Here is a 15,739-nt window from a genome sequence, read left to right as displayed (position 1 = left end):
CAACCCCATCGACGTCACGCTGGCGGGCTTGCAGCCGGAGCTCCTGCGCGGCGCCATCAAGGCGGTGCTGGCCAGCCCGGGCTACGACGCGCTCGCCATCATCGTGGGCTCGTCGAGCCTGGCCATGCCGGAGCTCATGGCCGGCGCAATCCAGGACTGCCTGCCGCTCTCCGACAAGCCGGTGATTGCCTACGTAAGCCCCCACGCGCCGGCAGTCGGCGCCCTGCTGACGCAACGCGGCGTGCCGGCGTTTGCCGCCGCCGAGAGCTGCACCTGCGCTCTGGGCGCCATGCTGGCGGCGAGCCACCGGCCGGCGGTGCCTGCGCCGTCCGCCCTGCCGCAGGTGCCCCTGCCCGAACTGCCCTCGGGCTCTCTGGACGAGGCGCAGGCCAAGCAGTTGTTCGCCCGATTCGGAGTGCCTTGCACTCGTGAGACGGTGGTGGAGACACCCGAGCAAGCCGAGCGAGCAGCGCGCACGTTCAACGCACCGGTGGCATTGAAGATCCTCTCCAATGAGATCACGCACAAGAGCGACGTGGGGGGTGTGGCCATCAACGTGGCGCCCGATCGGGTCGCCGCCCGTCTGGCCGCCATGGCCGACGAAGTCGCGTCGAAGGCGCAGGTGCGTCCGGTCCGCTTTCTCGTGCAGGAAATGGTCGCTGGCGGCACCGAGCTGATCCTGGGATTGCATCGCGATCCCCTGGGCACCGCCATCCTCCTGGGCATGGGCGGCGTCACCGCCGAACTGTTCAAGGACACCACGCTGCGCCTGCTTCCGCCACAGGGCGGCCTGAGCCGGGACGAAGCGCTCGCCATGGCGCGCGAGCTCAAGAGCTGGCCACTGCTGGACGGCTTTCGGGGCCGCCCGAAAGCCGATGTGGACGCCTTGGTCGATGCGATCGTGGCCTTCTCGCGCCTGGCGGCGCAGCTCGGCGAGCGGCTCGTAGAAGCAGAGATCAACCCGGTGTTCGTTCTGCCGCAGGGACGGGGCGTTCGGGCGGCTGACGGCGTGGCCGTTGTGCGCCCATGACACCGCGCCACGCACCCGCCGCCAAGGGCTGAACACCGAATACCCACATGCACGCCACACAAGTCTTCGCGCGCTACGGCGCGGGCTTCAGCGAGCGGGAATTGCCGGCGAAGGTCCTGCACCACGCGAAGCGCGCCGTTATCGACTGGCATGCCGCCGTGCACCCGGGATTCGACACGCCGTCCGTTCGACTGCTGCGCAAGGTGCTGCGCGATGACCTCAATCGCGGCGCCGCTCGCCTGGTCACGGGTCAGCCCGCCACGGCGCGCGCGGCCGCATTGATCAATGGCACGGCAGCGCATGCGGCGGAGCTGGACGACAGCTTCCGCGACGCGATGTACCACCCTGGCGCGGCCACCATCGCCGCGGCCCTGGCCGCAGCGCACTCGACAGGCGCCACCGGCAGGGCGTTTCTGCGCGGCGTCGTCCTGGGCTACGAGATCTCCACCCGCATCGGCGTCGTGCTGGGCCGGGACCACTACCGCTTCTGGCACAACACAGGCACCGTGGGCTGCTTCGGCGCGGCCGCCGCCGCGGGCGCGATCCTTCGCCTCCGGGAAGCGCCACTGGCCCATGCGCTGACGCTCGCCGCCACGTTCGCCGCCGGCCTGCAACAGGCCTTTCGCATGGACGCCGCCGCCAAGCCCTTGCACGCCGGGCGTGCCGCCGAAGCGGGTCTGCTGGCGGCGCAGCTTGCCGCCGACGGGATGACCGGATCCCTGGACGTCCTCGATGGCGACGCGGGCTTCGGGGCCGCCATGAGCCACGCGCCGGACTGGTCGACCGTGGGCGCCACCCTGGGCAGTGACTTCCACATCACGCGGCTGACCTTCAAGAACCACGTGGGCTGCGGCCATGCGTTTCCTGCGATCGACGGGGCACTGGAACTGAAGAACCGGCACGGCCTGCAGGCGGCCGACATTGGCAGCGTGCGCATCGCCACCTATCAACCGGCACTGGACATCGCTGGCCACGCCAGCCCCACCTCCGCCGACGAAGCGCGCTTCAGCCTGCGCTACATGGTGGCATCGGCCCTGGTGCACGGCAGCGTCCGCCTGGCGGCGTATGAGCCACCGCGCCTGAAGGATCCCGCGACGCGGGATCTGCTGGAGCGCATCACGGTCGCGGCGGACCCGGAACTCGACGCGGCGTTCCCCGGCCAACGGGCGGCGCGGGTGGACATGCACCTGCGCGACGGTCGGCACCTGACCCATCTGCAGCCCATGCGCAAGGGCGATCCCGAATGGCCGCTGACCGATGCCGACCTGGAAAACAAACTGCTCGAGTTCGCCACACCCGCCATCGGCAACGACGCCGCCCACCGGTTGCTCGCGCACCTGTGGGCACTGGATGAGAGCACGGCACCGCCATGAACCGGCACGGTTCCGTGGGGAGATGCCCGCGTCCGCCCGCCACCGTCACTGCGCCTCTGGCTCCGCCCCCGTGGGGCCCAGTTGCCGTGCCGCCAGATGGATCGCCGCGCGTATGCGCGGGTAGGTGCCGCAGCGGCACACGTTGCCGCTCATGGCCTCATCGATGTCCGCGTCGCCGGGCTGGGGCCGCTTGGCCAGCAAGGCGCACGCCGACATGACCTGCCCGCTCTGGCAGTAGCCGCACTGCGGCACGTCCAGCGCCTGCCAGGCCGCCTGCACCGCCGCGCCTTCGCGGCTGTTCAGGCCTTCGATGGTGGTCACTGGTTGCCCCACCGCCGCGGACACGGGCACCGAGCACGACGGCACGGCATGGCCGTTGACGTGGACCATGCAGGCGCCGCACAGGCCCTTGCCGCATCCGTACTTGGTCCCCACCATGCCCAGCTCGCTGCGCAGCACCCACAGCAGGGGCGTGTCGGGTTCGGTGATCACCTTCACGGCCCTGCCGTTGATGTCCAGAAGCATCGTCTTCATCGTCGTCTCAAGCCAGGGTCAGGGGCAGTTGGCGCAGCCGCGTGCCGGTGAGGGAAAACACCGCGTTCGCCACCGCGGCGGCGATGGGTGGCGTGCCGACCTCGCCGACCCCTTGGGGTGGATCGGTGCTGGGCACGATGTGCGTCGTGATGGCGGGGCAGTCGCGCATGCGCAGCGGCGCGTAGTCGTGGAAGTTGGACTGGCGCACCTGGCCGTCCTCGATGTCGATCCGCCCGTACAGCGCGGCGGACAGGCCATAGACGATGCCGCCCTCCATCTGCTGGCGAATGAGGTTCGGGTTGACCGCCAGGCCGCAATCGACCACGCAGACCACCTCGTGCACCCGGATCTTGCGATCGGTGCCGAGCGACACCCGCGCCACCTGGGCCACCACGCTGCCGAACGATTCGTGCAGCGCCAGGCCCAGCGCCTGGGCCTGGCCATCGGGCGTCAGCGGCAGCGGCGTTCCCCAGCCCGCCTCCCGGGCCGCGATCTCCAGCACCTGAAGGTGCCTGCGCTTGCCCTCGAGCAGGGAGCGCCGCAAGGCCACGGCGTCGGCCCTGGCCGCCGCGGCCAGCTCGTCGATGAAGCTCTCCACGAAGAAGGCGTTGAAGGAGTGCGCGACCGAGCGCCAGATGCCGGTGGGCACCTCGGATTCGAGCACCGCGTGCCGCACCCGCATGTGGGGGAATTCGTAGGCGGTGTTCGCGGCGCCTTCGCGGCTGACGTTCAACAGAGCCGGTTGGCCCATGCTGGAGCCGGCGATCCGGTAGTCCCACGCCGTCACGCGCCCCGCGGCGTCCAGCGCGGCCTCGCATCGCGCCACGATGGCCGGGCGGTAGAAGTCGTGCGCCATGTCCTGCTCGCGCGTCCACAGGAGTTGAATGGCGCGGCCGGGCACTTCCTTCGCGATGGACGCGGCCTGGGCCACGCAGTCGGTGAAGGTCTTGCGGCCGAATCCCCCGCCCATGATCTGCGGATGCACCCGCACCTGTTCCGGCTCGATCCCGAGAACCGTGGCCACGATGTCGCGCACCACGCTCGGCCCCTGGCAGCCCACCCAGACCTCGGCCGCGCCCTGGTCGAAGCGGACGGTGCAGTTCATGGGTTCCATGGCTGCGTGCGCCAGGAACGGCACCTCGTAGCTGGCGCCGATGACGGTTCCGCCCGAGCGCATCGACGTGTCGACATCGCCCCGCTCGTACAGCACCGACCCATCGGTGCCCCGCGCGGCCTGGCGCAGCGCGTCAAGCACGCCGGCGCTGGACGTCCCCGCGGCCGCACCGGGATTCCACGCCACCTCCAGGGCCTCGGCCGCCCGCATCGCCTCATGCGGCGAACGGGCCACCACCGCCACGCCCCCGGAGGTGAGGCCGCGTCCCGCCATGCCACCGGCTTGCGGCGCCAGGGGCACCACCGCACCGACGCCTGCCATGGCCCGCACGCGCGTGTCGTCGAAGTGCTTCACCGTGCCACCCAGCACCGGGCACAGCCGGGCCACGGCGTACAGCAGGCCGTCCGGCTGGGCATCGATGCCATACCTGGCCTTCCCGCTCGACTTGTCGCGCGCATTCAACTGCGGCAGCGGCTGGCCGATGAGCTTGAATTCGCTCGGCGGCTTCAAGGCGACGGACCGGGGCAAGGGCAATTGGGCCGCCGATTCGGCCAGCTCGCCAAAGGACAGGCTCAGGCCCGAGGCGTGAACGATCCGCCCCTGGTTGGCGCGGCACTCGCCCACGGCAACGCCCCATCGGTTCGCGGCCGCCTGCAACAGCATCATTCGGGCCGACGCTCCGGCTTCGCGCATCGGCCCCCACTGGTCCTTGATGCTGGTCGAGGCGCCCGTGATCGCCAGCCCCGGGACCTCTCGCACCAGCTTGCGCGCCACGTGCGCGACCGCAGGCGCGACGAAACGCCCTTCCCCGCGGGGATCGAACGCGTGGGCCAGGTTGGAAGCGAGCGCGAGGTTGTTGTAGATGCGGTCGTCGAAGGCCGGCACCACGCGCACCCGCTCCATGTCCGCGCCCAGTTCTTCGGCCAGCAACATGGCGATGCCCGTGTAGATGCCTTGTCCCATCTCCATCCGGCAGAGGGACACCGTCACCGAGCCGTCCGTGCCGATGGCGACCCAGCCATTGAGCCGGTGGCTGCCGGGGGATGGCTCGGGCGGCTTGTCCGCCGTGAGGCGTTGGCGTGGCGGCGTCGCCAGCCAGCCGATGCCCAACACGCCCGCCGTGCCGATGCCGGCCAGCACAAAGCGCCGCCTGGTCAGTCTTGCCATCGTTCACCCCCTGTCGTGTTGAGTGCCCACGGCGGAGAAGCGCGCCAGGATGGCGGCGTGCCGTTCGGGCCAGAGCGCAAGGGCCTGCGCATCGCCGTCCAGCACCGCGCGAACGAAGGCCACCGCGAGTGCGCCGGTGGCCTGCTTGGCCTTCGGGTTGAGGGCGCCGCCGCTGCCACCGCGGTCGGTGAACATGCTGTGCGAGCCCCCTTCGTACACCGCCAGCCACTTGAGCGGGCTGCCGATGGCATCGAACACGGCCAGGCGGTCTTCGGCACCGCTGTAGTAGCCGGGGATGCGGATCACGTCCTCGGTGCAGGTCACGTGCAGGCTGGGCAGCGTCACCGGGCCCAGCACCTTGCGCGGCTGCGCTTCGCCATAGAACGGCGGCGCCGAGATGGCGATGGCGGCGCGCACGCGCTCATCGCGCAGTTCGATCACCCGGCCCTCGCGCTCGACACTGGCGCCGCTGACCAGCAAGGTGGTGTTGGCGCCATAGCTGTGTCCGGCGGCCACGATCCGCTCGGCATCGACGCCCGGCGCCAGATCGCCCGTCAGCAGCGTGTCGAGTGCGAAGCGCATGTCCTGCGCGCGTGCGATGGCCTCGGCCTCCTGCGCCGCGGCCTGCAGGCGCCCGACGAGGTTGAAGACGTTGCCGCTCCAGAGCTGCCGGTCGCTGCCCACGTGCTGCAGGTGAAGGCTGGCGATGCCGTGGCGCGCGAAGGTCTGGCCGAGCCAGGTGTAGCCCATGCGCGAGCCCCCGATGCCGTGCGAGAACACGACCACGGGCACGGGGTGACGGGTCCGCGGCCGATAGAGCCGCACCGGCACCGGGCGTTGGCGCGCCGCGTCGACCCAATCGAGGTCGTGCGTATCGAATGCCGGCGCCTCGTCTGCGAAGGTGTCGGCCAAGGCCTGCAGGGGCACCGCAGCGGCCAATGCCAGCGCGGCCCCCTGTCGCAGCCACTGGCGGCGTTGTGGGTTCATGGCGCGCCCCTCAGAACCGGTAGAGATAGCCCACGCGCAGGCCCGTCTGGGTGGAACGATCGACCAGGGGGCTGTCGGCGATCCCGTCGCCCAGGCGGGTGCTGCGCAGGTCCAGGAAGACGTTCTGGCGGGCCGAGAGCCGGTAGTCCACACGCAGGCCCACCTCCACGTTCACCGTGGAGTCGCCCTCGTACTGCGGTCGCCCGGCCCGCACCTCGGACCCGTTCACGCCGTAGTAGTAGCCGACGTACTCGCGGTCCAGTTGAATGGCGGCCAGCCGTGGGGTGAAGCTGAACTGGCCGACGTCGAATCGCCGGTCCGCCTGCAGCTTGAACTGGCGGCCCTCGCTGTGGCTGGACGCATCGCCCATCAGCTCGGCGGACAGGTTCACGAAGGGCGTGCGCCAGATGGCCTCGCCGCCCAACCATACGCCGCCTTCTCGCTCGGCCATGCCCTCCAGGTAGGGCGAGTCGTCGGCCTCGTAGCCGTCCAGGGAATAGCGCGCCTTCAGGCGGAATCCGACCGGACCGGCCGAGGGCAGCTTGAGCTCCAGGCTGGGCCCCATCACGCGCACCCAGTAGTTCTCAAAGTAGACGAGGGGAATGCCCTGCGTGTCGTTGTCCATGTCCCGGTAAGGCTCCTGGTGCACGTCCACGCCCAGGCCGAGGCCCCAGCGGGACTCGCCGCGCTGGAGTTCACGCTCCTGCGCCGACGCGCCCGAGGACGCCACGGCGAGTGACAAACCCAGCACGGCGCTGGACAGGCCGCCCGCCAGACGGGCGTTCGGACGGCGTTTCGAGGATCGGGGTGCGGGTGTCATGCGAGAAGGCTCCTGGAAAGGGAAAGACAGGGGTGAAGGCAAGGCCCTGTGCGAGCCTTGCGTGCCGTGATGCTGATCACGCGGCTTTAAGACGCGGTTATCGCGATGAACGATTGATGAAGGGCGCGTCTTCATCAGCCATTCATCCCTGCCGGGCACAATTCCCTGGGCCGGCCGGCCACCACAGGAACCCCTCAGACCATGCACCTGCTGCTCGTGGAAGACGACGCCATGCTCGCGGACGCGGTGTGCGAAGGCGCGCGCCAGAACGCCTGGCAGATCGATCACGTGGGCGACGCCGCGGGCGCGCGCCTGGCACTGGTTGACCACGCCTACACGGCCGTGCTGCTCGACATCGGGCTGCCCCACGAATCGGGCCTGACCGTGCTCAAGGCCATGCGCAGCCGCTACGACGTGACCCCCGTGCTCATCCTGACCGCGCGCGGTCAACTGAGCGAGCGCATCCAGGGCCTGGACGCCGGTGCCGACGACTACCTCGTCAAGCCGTTCCAGGTCGACGAACTCTGGGCCCGGGTGCGTGCGGTCATCCGCCGCAGCCAGGGCCGCGTGGTGCCGGTCTTCACCTACCGCGACATCCAGATCGACCGCAGCAAGCGCCTGGTTACGCGCGCCGGCAAACGCGTGTCCCTGAGCGCGCACGAGTACCGCACCCTGCTGGCCCTGCTCGAGCGGCCCGGCCACGTCGTCACGCGCGCCCACCTGGAAGACGTGGTCTATGGCAGCAACGGCAGCATCGAGAGCAACACCATCGCGGTGTTCATCTACCAGCTGCGGCGCAAATTGGGCGAAGACCTGATCACCACCTTGCACGGCCACGGCTACATGATCGGCGAGGCCCTGCCGTGAATTCGCTGCGTGGCAACGTTCTGCGGGTGCTCGTCGTCACCATCCTCGCGAGCTGGGCGGTGGCGCTGATCGCCCTGTGGTTCTTGCTCAAGCACAGCGAAACGAGCATCGCCGACAACGGGCTGCGCAACTTCGCCGTGCACATCCTGCAGGCCATCCCCGCCGACGCCGACGAGCGCGGGCCCAGGCCCGGGCTGTCGCCCAAGCCCACCATGCTCTCCGACGACCCCAAGCTGGCCTTTCAGGTCTGGGCCGATCGATCAAGGCTCATCGCGCAAACGCCCGGTGCCCCCGCCTCCGCCCTGAAGCCCGATTTCGTCAACGGCTTTGCCAGCCTCATCGTGGACGGCCGGCGATGGCGCGTGTACTCGGTGTCCGACGCCGCCCAGCGCAAACACGTCCAGGTGGGCCGCCTGCACAGCGAACTCGACGCCGAACTGCAGCAGAAGGCGTTCTTCGTGCTCGGCGTCCTCACCACCGTCGTGTGCCTCGTCGGCTTCATCACCTTCCTGGCCGTCAGGCGCTCGCTTCGCCCGGTCGCCGAGCTGCAGGAGACGCTGCGCCGCCGCGTGGCCTTTGATCTCACGCCGCTGTCGACCACCCACCTGCCCACCGAACTGCGGCCCCTGGTCGAATCGTTCAACCGCGTGCTGACGCAGCTGGACGAGGCCGTCGAGAACGAGCGCCGCTTCATCGGCGACGCCGCGCACGAGCTGCGCACGCCGCTGGCGGCGCTGCAGGCCCAGGCCCACGTGGCCCTGCACGCGCGCTCGGCACCGGAGAAGGACGCGGCACTGGTCAAGCTCATCGCCGTGGCCGAGCGCAACACGCGCCTGTCCGAGCAGTTGCTGGATCTGGCGCGCCTGAACGCGGGCGAGCACGCCCCTCAGCGACAGGCCGCCGAGCTGAGCGAGCTGGTGCTGCACGTCGCGCGCGAGTTCGAGATCTTTGCGCAAACCCACCAGCGCAGCCTGGTGCTCGATCTCTCACCCGCCCACCTTCACTGCAACATCGACGAGATCGGCATCCTCTTGCGCAACCTGGTGGACAACGCCCTGCGCTACACGCCCGGCAATGGGCGCGTGCGCATCCGCTGCGGCAGTGTGGACACCGCCAGCGGCCCGGCGGCGTATCTGGAGGTGGCGGACGACGGCCCCGGCGTGCCCCCCGGCGAGCGCGAAGCGATCTTCCGCCGCTTCCACCGCCTGCCCGGCAACGGCGGGCGCGGCAGCGGCATCGGCCTGTCCCTGGTCGCCGGCATCGCGCGCCTGCACGCCGCGACCATCGTCACCGGCGCGGGCATCGACGGGCAAGGGTTCAGCGTGCGCGTGCAGTTCCCTGCGGTGTCCGAGGCGGGCACCGAGACCGCCGCCTGAGCGCGGCGGTTCATGAATCCTTCATCCGGCTAACCGCCCCTTAAAGCCGGCGGGTCACCATCGCTTCATGGAAAGCCTGCGCGGCTGGCGCAGCTGAATGCGAGAAGACCATGACCCAGACACATTCCCCCTGGACCAACGCCGACATCCCACCGCTCCAGGGGCGCACGGCACTCATCACCGGAACCGGCGGCCTCGGCTTCGAGACAGCGCTGGCGCTGGCGCAAGCGGGCGCGACCGTCGTCATTGCCGGACGAAGCCCCATCAAGGGCGCGGCGGCCGTGGCCGAGATCGAGCGACGCGTCCCGCACGCGTCGGTGTCGTTCGAGCTGATGAACCTGGCCAGTCTCGGATCCGTCGAGCGATGCGCCGACCGGTTGAAGCAGTCGCTCGATGCCGTCGACCTGCTGATCAACAACGCCGCGGTGATGACCCCACCGGATCGGTGCACCACGGCCGATGGCTTCGAACTGCAGCTTGGCACGAACCACCTGGGCCACTTCGCGTTCACGGCCCACCTGCTGCCCTTGCTGATGAACAGCGGACAGGCCCGGGTGGTCAGCCTGTCCAGTGTCGCGGCGCGGGATGCCCGCATCCACTTTGACGACCTTCAGTTCCAGCGCAGCTACCAGCCGATGGCCGCCTATGGCCAATCCAAACTGGCTTGCCTGATGTTTGCGCTGGAGATGCAGCGATTGAGCGAGGAACTGGGCTGGGGCATCAGGAGCGTCGCGGCACACCCCGGCATTTCTCGCACCGAGCTTCTGATCAATGGCGCCGGGCGCTGGAGCCTTGCGGGCATGGTGCGCCGCTTCGCCTGGTTCCTCTTTCAACCGGCCGCGCAAGGCGCGCTGCCCACGCTGTACGCGGCCACAGCGTCCGAGGCGCGCGGTGGCGGCTACTACGGGCCCGACCGGCTCTCGGAGACGCGCGGCCACCCCGCCCCCGCGAGGACACCTGAAGCCGCGCTCGAGGCGGCGGCTCGCCGACGCCTCTGGGCCGAATCGGAATGGATCACAGGGGCGTGTTTTCCCAGCGCGAAGGTTCAACCAACAGGCACCGCGCGAAGCTGGCTGGCCACCGCCGTGGCCGGCAGCCAGACCATTCCCGCCAGCCTTCAATAAGCGCGCTGCCCGCCAGCGCCCCCTTCGTCGCACCGTGCACAAAACCCTTCTCCTCGCGGCCTATGGCTGGCTCACCGTGTTCGGCCTGGCCCACTTCCTGGTCGACGTGGTCGCGCGGCGCCTTCGCAACCGCCACGATCTCGACGCCGAAGCGGTGCTGAGCTACGGCCTGCACTCGACCTATGCCATGGGCCAGGTGATGTTCGGGCTGCTGGCCCTCTTGATCGCGTCGCGCAACATGGAACTCCTCAGCCACCCGCCTTCGCTGTTCATCGCGATCACCGCCGCCATCGGCTGGTTCCTGATCGCCTGGCTGTTCATGGACTACTGGGAGCCCAAGGCCGTGGCGGGCGTCTTCTTCGTGCTGATCGCGGCGGCGGCCCTCACGAGCTGACGTCACCCGTGGCGCGCTCCAGATCGCGCCAATGGCGCGCGAGGGACATGAGGCGCAGGTCGCGCCAGTGCGCGCGGTCCTGCAACTGATCGGGCGCGAGCCGTTCACGGCGTTGCGCTTCCACCTGGGCAATCCATTCTTCGTCCCAGGGGTCCTGGTGGTCGCGCGAGGCCGCGATGCCCTGGTACAGCGGGCCCAGGCGGCGCGCGTAGTCGGCCACGCCGCCCACCGCGTTGAGGTCGATGGTCTCGAACGGCCCCATGAAGGCCCAGCGCCAGCCCAGGCCGTCGCGCACCGTCTTGTCCACGTCCTCGGCCGAGGCCACACCGTCCTTCACCAGCGACCAGGCCTCGCGCAGCAGCACGGCCTGCAGCCGGTTGATGACGAAGCCCTCGATCTCGCGGTTCACGGTGATCGGACTCTGGCGGCAGGCCTGCATGAGCTGGCGCGCGAACGCCAGCGCCGCTGGCGAGGTGTCGGGCGATGGCACGAGCTCCACGAGCGGGATCAGCGAGGGCGGGTTGACCGGATGCACCACGAGCACGCGCGCGGCGATCTTCAGCCCGCAGGCGAAGGCGGACGCGGGGATGCCGGAGGTGGAGCTGCCCACGACGAGGCGGCCATCGTCCAGGGTTTCGATCTCCTGCAGCAGGGCGCGCTTGAGTTCGGCGCGCTCCAGGATCGACTCCTGGACATAGGCCACGCCCTGCAGGGCCTGCGCCAGGGAATCGGCGATGCGCACGCGCGCGGCAACCGCTTCGGCCGGCTCATCGAGCAGGCCGTTGGCGTGCAATGCCTCGAGCTGTTGGCGGATGCGCTGCGGGGCCGAGGCGAGGACCGCTGCGCTCGAGTCGTACAGGCTCACCGCGAAGCCCGCGCGGGCGAACACGATGGCCCAGGCCGAACCCACCAGACCGGCCCCGATGCAGGCCAGGCGTTCGGAGGACGGGTGCGGCGCGGCCTGTTGCTGTGCAGGTGCCATGGGGCTTCTTTCCATGTGGGGGAGTGGTGCGGTGGGGTGGGGTGGGCGGCGATCAGAGATCGAGCACCAGTTCGGGTGTGCGGGCCCGCGAGCAGCAGATCATCATGGTCGCGTTGCCAGCCTTCTCGGCTTCGGTCAGGACTTCGTCGCGGTGCTCGGGCGTGCCGGCGAGCACCTTCACCTCGCACGAGCCGCAGATGCCTTGCTGGCAGGAGTACGGCGCGTCGATGCCGGCGGCGCTCAGCGCGTCCACGATGCTCTGGTCGGCGGCGACCGGGATGCACCGCCCGCTGCGCGCCAGGCGCACGGTGAATCCCTCGCCGGCTTCCATGGGCGCCGCGCTGAAACGCTCGAAATGCACCTGCTGCGGTGGCAACGCGGCCGTGGCGCGCTGGAAGTCGTCGAGCATGGTGGCGGGGCCGCAGCAATAGAAGTGGGTGCCGACCGGCTGTTGTGCGACCACGTCGGCCAGCACCAGGCGGTGCCCGACGGCAGCGGACACGTGCAGGCGCAGTTGGTCGCCGAAGGCCCGCAACGCCTCGGCGAAGGCAGCGTCTTCGGCGTGGCGCACGGCGTAGTGCAGCCGCCAATCGCGCCCTTCGGCCTGCAGGCGCCGCGCCATGGGCAGCAGGGCCGTGATGCCGATGCCACCGGCAATGAGCACCGTGCGCCCGGCGTGGGGCACGAGGGGGAAGTTGTCGCGCGGCGCGCCGACCCGAAGGCGCGTGCCGAGGCGCAGCGCGTCGGCGACGTAGGCCGAACCGCCGCGGCTTTGAGCCTCGCGCTTGACGGCGATCAGGTAGTGGTCGGGACCGGCCTCGACCACGGAGTACTGGCGCACCAACCCGTTGGGCAGGTGCACGTCGACATGGGCGCCGGGCGGACACGGCGGCAGCCCGGATGCGCTCGCGCGCAGTTCACACGAGACGACACCGAGGGCCTCTTCGCGCAGTGCGACCACGCGCACCTCGTGCAGCCATGCTTCGCTCATTCGAAGAAGTTCCCCGCTTTCACGCGAATGACGTCCAGGTCACGTCCCGTGCCTTCGGGCGCTTCGCCGTCCTGCACCGCGCGGATCTGTCGGGTGAGCAGGCGACGCAGCATCACCACTCCCTTGTCGCTGGTGGCCAGGTGCTCGTCGCTGTGCGCGGGGATGCTGCCCTGGCTGACCTGCGCCTCGTAGTCGTCGGGGAAGCGCTTGTGCTCTTCCTCGCTCATTTCCCACCAGGTCTTGCCTTCGTGCGTGGCCATGCGCTCGCGGCGCGAGTACAGCGGCGCCTCGTTCTTCGGCACGCGCGCCACGCCGAAGCTGCGGTGGTGGTGGCTGTCCACCGGCACCAGCCAGGCCACCTCGCGCCCCTGCCCCGGCGTGAGTTCGATGGAGGGCACGATGCGCACGTTGGGCAGCAGCGTCTGCGTGATGCGCGTGAGCCGGCCGTTCGGTGTCTCGCGCACCGAGCGGTACATCACGCCGTGGTCGCACAACTCCCACTCCACCGCCGGCATCAAGGCCATCTGTTCGCGAAACTGCACACCACTGAAACGCGAGTGCAGGATGACCACGTGAAACGGGTCCATCACGTTCTCGAAGTTCTGCAGCCAGCTGTAGGGTGCGACCGGGTTCTCCGGCGTCACGCCGCCGCCGATGTAGAAGCTCTTGTCTTCCTGCTGGAGTTCCTCGTCGGGGCCCAGGTTCTCCAGCACGTCGTAGCGCGGCAGCGGCGGCATCTCGTCCAGCGGGCCCAGGTAGGCGAACACCAGGCCGTAGCGTTCTTCCACGGGGTACCAGGGTTGGCGGCACTTGTCCCGGTGCTGTCCGCCGCCGGGTTCGCACGGCTGGTCCACGCAATCGCCGTCCACGGCGAACAGCCAGCCGTGGTAGCAGCAACGGATGCCCTCGTCCTCCACCTTGCCGTAGTACAGCGAGGTGCCCCGGTGCGCGCAGTGCTCGTGCAGCAGGCCGGCGCGACCCTTGCCGTCGCGAAAGAGGATCAGGTCTTCACCCAGGATGCGCACGCGCATGGGATCGTTCGTGACCTTGGACGACACGCCGACCGGGTGCCAGTACCGGCGCATCAGTTCGCCGCAGGGCGTGCCGGGCTCGACCAGGGTCAGGAAGTCGTCGGAGCGGCCCGGCGGCTTGCCGTAGCCGCCACCTTGCTGGCGCTTGCCGACGAAGCGGATGGGTTGTTGAACGATGAGTTCCTGTTCTTTCATGCCTGTCTCGCGGTGGGCTGGTGCGCGGGTGCGCAGCGGGGTCGCGTCGCAACCCCTTTTAATTGCATTATGCAATTAAAAAGTCGGCCCCACAAGACCGGGAGACCGGCATCGAGCCGCGCTCACTCCTCGGGCTCGGCGAGGTCGGGCACGCCCTGCGCCAGGGCCTGCGCCTGCGCGTCGATGCGCGTGAGGATGCTGTCGAGCGCGCGCACCTCCGCGGGGGTGAGGCCCGCGCGCAGGAACATCTCATTGGCCATGGCGCCCTGCTCGATTTCCTCGTAGAGCGCGCGACCGGCCTTGGTCAACTCCAGGCGCGCGCGGCGGCGGTCCTGCGGGTCGGGCTCGCGCGTGATCAGGCCGCGCTTGACCAGCAAGTCAATGGCCCGCACTACGCGATAGGGATCGGACGAGGTCTTGGCCCCGAGCTCGCCGGCGGACAGGGGGCCAAAGCGCGCGATGACCGCCAGCGAGCGCCAGGCCGGCATGGTCAGGCCGTGCTGGGAGACATAACGCGCCGACATCACCGCGCCGACACGCGACGCCACGAGACCGAAGCGGTACGAAATCCAGTGTTCGAGCGGGAGCTTTTTCTTGGTGGCCATGGGTCGACACAGGCGAGTGGGCGCCAGAAGGAACGGGAACCCGCGGGAGCATACCGCCTGTCCCCTCGTTGGCCGCAGGCCCATTGTGGGTCTCGCAATTTACTTGCATAATGAAATTGAATCGCCGCCCTGCCTCAGGCATGCCGCGGTCGATATCCCCAGCGATACCCCGAATCGCAAGACCCAGGAGACACACGATGAAGTACCGATCGCGGCTGGCCCTGCCCCTGCTGCCCCTTGTGGCCTCACCCTGGGTTCATGCCCAGGACGACTGGCCCAATCGCCCCGTGCGACTGGTCATCCCCTTCCCCGCCGGCGGCTCGACCGATGCCCAGGGCCGGCTGTTGGGCCAGAAGCTGTCCGAGGTCTGGAAGCAGCCGGTGGTGATCGACAACAAGCCCGGTGCGGGCACGGTCGTGTCCACGCAGTTCGTCGCGCAGTCGGCGCCCGATGGCTACACCCTGGGCATCGTGGTGTCCTCGCACGCGATCAATCCCACGCTGCGCCCCAACCTGCCCTACGACACGATGAAGGACCTGCAGCCGATCGCCGAGATCGGCGTGCAGCACATCATCCTGGACGCGAATCCCTCGCTGCCCGTGAGCAACCTCAAGGAACTGCTGGACCTCGCGCGCCGCGAACCCGGCCGCCTCAGCTACGGCAGCCCCGGCAGTGGCACCGCGCACCACCTGGTGATGGAACTGCTCAAGGCCAAGGCGGGCGTGGACATCGTGCACGTGCCTTACCGCGGCGGCGCGCCCGCCGTGCAGGACGTGATGGGCGGGCGCGTGCCCCTGTTGATGGACACCTACTTCGCCAGCGAGCCCTTCATCAAATCCGGCAAGCTCAAACCCATCGCCCTGTTCAGTCCCCAGCGACCGGCCAGCGTGCCCGACATCCCGGTGGTGGCGGAGACCGTGCCGGGGGTGTTCGCGCAGAGCAGCGTGGGCGTGGTCGGGCCGGCGGGCATCCCCGCGGCGGTGCTGAGGAAGATCAGCGCCGACATCGTGCAGGCGGTGCGCTCGCCCGATTTCGGCGCCAAGCTGCTGGCCATGGGCCTGGACCCGGTGGGCTCCACGCCGCAGGCCTACGCCGAGCGCATCCGCGCCGACATCGCCAAGTGGGCGCCCGTGATCAAGGCCGCCGGCG

At 69.6% G+C, this 15,739-nt stretch carries 15 protein-coding genes; 7 read left to right on the top strand and 8 right to left on the bottom strand.

Annotated features, from left to right (window positions below; genetic code table 11):
• On the top strand, positions 1-1,030 hold a 1,030-nt coding region (locus VLG41_RS06630), incomplete at its 5' end, for an acetate--CoA ligase family protein (RefSeq protein WP_325348598.1).
• Positions 1,031-1,077: 47 nt separating this feature from the next.
• Positions 1,078-2,403, top strand: coding sequence for an MmgE/PrpD family protein (locus VLG41_RS06625; protein WP_325348597.1), 1,326 nt, complete (start codon positions 1,078-1,080; stop codon positions 2,401-2,403).
• Positions 2,404-2,448: 45 nt separating this feature from the next.
• Here the strand turns inward: VLG41_RS06625 and VLG41_RS06620 are convergent, their stop codons facing one another.
• The 4 genes from VLG41_RS06620 to VLG41_RS06605 are packed head-to-tail and all read right to left on the bottom strand — an operon-like array spanning position 2,449 to position 7,025.
• On the bottom strand, positions 2,449-2,937 hold the full coding sequence (locus VLG41_RS06620) for a (2Fe-2S)-binding protein (protein ID WP_414652454.1): 489 nt from the start codon (positions 2,935-2,937) through the stop codon (positions 2,449-2,451).
• A gap of 7 nt (positions 2,938-2,944) precedes the next feature.
• A complete protein-coding gene (locus VLG41_RS06615; RefSeq protein WP_325348596.1) occupies positions 2,945-5,218 on the bottom strand; it encodes a xanthine dehydrogenase family protein molybdopterin-binding subunit in 2,274 nt (757 codons plus the stop codon).
• 3 nt (positions 5,219-5,221) lie between these two features.
• A complete protein-coding gene (locus VLG41_RS06610; protein WP_325348595.1) occupies positions 5,222-6,205 on the bottom strand; it encodes a hypothetical protein in 984 nt (327 codons plus the stop codon).
• Positions 6,206-6,215: 10 nt separating this feature from the next.
• A complete protein-coding gene (locus VLG41_RS06605; protein ID WP_325348594.1) occupies positions 6,216-7,025 on the bottom strand; it encodes a MipA/OmpV family protein in 810 nt (269 codons plus the stop codon).
• 201 nt (positions 7,026-7,226) lie between these two features.
• Here VLG41_RS06605 and VLG41_RS06600 point away from each other — a divergent pair, with 201 nt between their 5' ends.
• The 4 genes from VLG41_RS06600 (at position 7,227) to VLG41_RS06585 (ending at position 10,786) form a co-directional block, all read left to right on the top strand.
• Positions 7,227-7,892, top strand: a complete 666-nt coding sequence (locus VLG41_RS06600) for a response regulator transcription factor (RefSeq protein ID WP_325348593.1) — start codon at positions 7,227-7,229, stop codon at positions 7,890-7,892.
• On the top strand, positions 7,889-9,268 hold the full coding sequence (locus tag VLG41_RS06595) for an ATP-binding protein (protein WP_325348592.1): 1,380 nt from the start codon (positions 7,889-7,891) through the stop codon (positions 9,266-9,268). The genes VLG41_RS06600 and VLG41_RS06595 overlap by 4 nt, the downstream gene beginning before the upstream one ends.
• 110 nt (positions 9,269-9,378) lie before the next feature.
• Positions 9,379-10,392 (top strand): SDR family oxidoreductase, encoded by a 1,014-nt coding sequence (locus VLG41_RS06590; protein WP_325348591.1) that lies wholly within the window; start codon positions 9,379-9,381, stop codon positions 10,390-10,392.
• Between the two features lie 34 nt (positions 10,393-10,426).
• Positions 10,427-10,786: a hypothetical protein gene (locus VLG41_RS06585; RefSeq protein WP_325348590.1), complete on the top strand. Its 360-nt coding sequence runs from the start codon at positions 10,427-10,429 to the stop codon at positions 10,784-10,786.
• Here the strand turns inward: VLG41_RS06585 and VLG41_RS06580 are convergent.
• From VLG41_RS06580 to VLG41_RS06565, 4 genes are all read right to left on the bottom strand, one after another.
• Positions 10,776-11,768 (bottom strand): 3-hydroxyacyl-CoA dehydrogenase, encoded by a 993-nt coding sequence (locus VLG41_RS06580; protein WP_325348589.1) that lies wholly within the window; start codon positions 11,766-11,768, stop codon positions 10,776-10,778. The genes VLG41_RS06585 and VLG41_RS06580 overlap by 11 nt on opposite strands.
• A 52-nt stretch (positions 11,769-11,820) precedes the next feature.
• Entirely contained in the window at positions 11,821-12,759 is a 939-nt protein-coding gene (locus VLG41_RS06575) for a PDR/VanB family oxidoreductase (protein ID WP_325348588.1), read from the bottom strand.
• Positions 12,756-13,985: an aromatic ring-hydroxylating dioxygenase subunit alpha gene (locus VLG41_RS06570; protein ID WP_325348587.1), complete on the bottom strand. Its 1,230-nt coding sequence runs from the start codon at positions 13,983-13,985 to the stop codon at positions 12,756-12,758. The genes VLG41_RS06575 and VLG41_RS06570 overlap by 4 nt, the downstream gene beginning before the upstream one ends.
• A gap of 122 nt (positions 13,986-14,107) precedes the next feature.
• Entirely contained in the window at positions 14,108-14,590 is a 483-nt protein-coding gene (locus tag VLG41_RS06565) for a MarR family transcriptional regulator (protein ID WP_325348586.1), read from the bottom strand.
• A 197-nt stretch (positions 14,591-14,787) separates the two neighbouring features.
• Between VLG41_RS06565 and VLG41_RS06560 the strand changes: the two genes are divergently transcribed.
• Positions 14,788-15,739, top strand: a 952-nt coding sequence (locus tag VLG41_RS06560) for a tripartite tricarboxylate transporter substrate binding protein (protein ID WP_325348585.1), incomplete at its 3' end; no start/stop codon positions are given.

Origin of the sequence: Hydrogenophaga sp. (assembly GCF_035481345.1) — a bacterium.
Lineage (GTDB): Bacteria > Pseudomonadota > Gammaproteobacteria > Burkholderiales > Burkholderiaceae_C > Hydrogenophaga.
This window is presented reverse-complemented; position numbering and strand designations above follow the sequence as displayed.

What these genes read in the sequence shown, in the direction of transcription:
- VLG41_RS06625 (WP_325348597.1), top strand. Translation starts at nt 1,078, where the DNA reads ATGCACGCCACACAAGTCTTCGCGCGCTACGGCGCGGGCTTCAGCGAG.
- VLG41_RS06620 (WP_414652454.1), bottom strand. Translation starts at nt 2,937, where the DNA reads ATGAAGACGATGCTTCTGGACATCAACGGCAGGGCCGTGAAGGTGATC.
- VLG41_RS06615 (WP_325348596.1), bottom strand. Translation starts at nt 5,218, where the DNA reads ATGGCAAGACTGACCAGGCGGCGCTTTGTGCTGGCCGGCATCGGCACG.
- VLG41_RS06610 (WP_325348595.1), bottom strand. Translation starts at nt 6,205, where the DNA reads ATGAACCCACAACGCCGCCAGTGGCTGCGACAGGGGGCCGCGCTGGCA.
- VLG41_RS06605 (WP_325348594.1), bottom strand. Translation starts at nt 7,025, where the DNA reads ATGACACCCGCACCCCGATCCTCGAAACGCCGTCCGAACGCCCGTCTG.
- VLG41_RS06600 (WP_325348593.1), top strand. Translation starts at nt 7,227, where the DNA reads ATGCACCTGCTGCTCGTGGAAGACGACGCCATGCTCGCGGACGCGGTG.
- VLG41_RS06590 (WP_325348591.1), top strand. Translation starts at nt 9,379, where the DNA reads ATGACCCAGACACATTCCCCCTGGACCAACGCCGACATCCCACCGCTC.
- VLG41_RS06580 (WP_325348589.1), bottom strand. Translation starts at nt 11,768, where the DNA reads ATGGCACCTGCACAGCAACAGGCCGCGCCGCACCCGTCCTCCGAACGC.
- VLG41_RS06575 (WP_325348588.1), bottom strand. Translation starts at nt 12,759, where the DNA reads ATGAGCGAAGCATGGCTGCACGAGGTGCGCGTGGTCGCACTGCGCGAA.
- VLG41_RS06570 (WP_325348587.1), bottom strand. Translation starts at nt 13,985, where the DNA reads ATGAAAGAACAGGAACTCATCGTTCAACAACCCATCCGCTTCGTCGGC.
- VLG41_RS06565 (WP_325348586.1), bottom strand. Translation starts at nt 14,590, where the DNA reads ATGGCCACCAAGAAAAAGCTCCCGCTCGAACACTGGATTTCGTACCGC.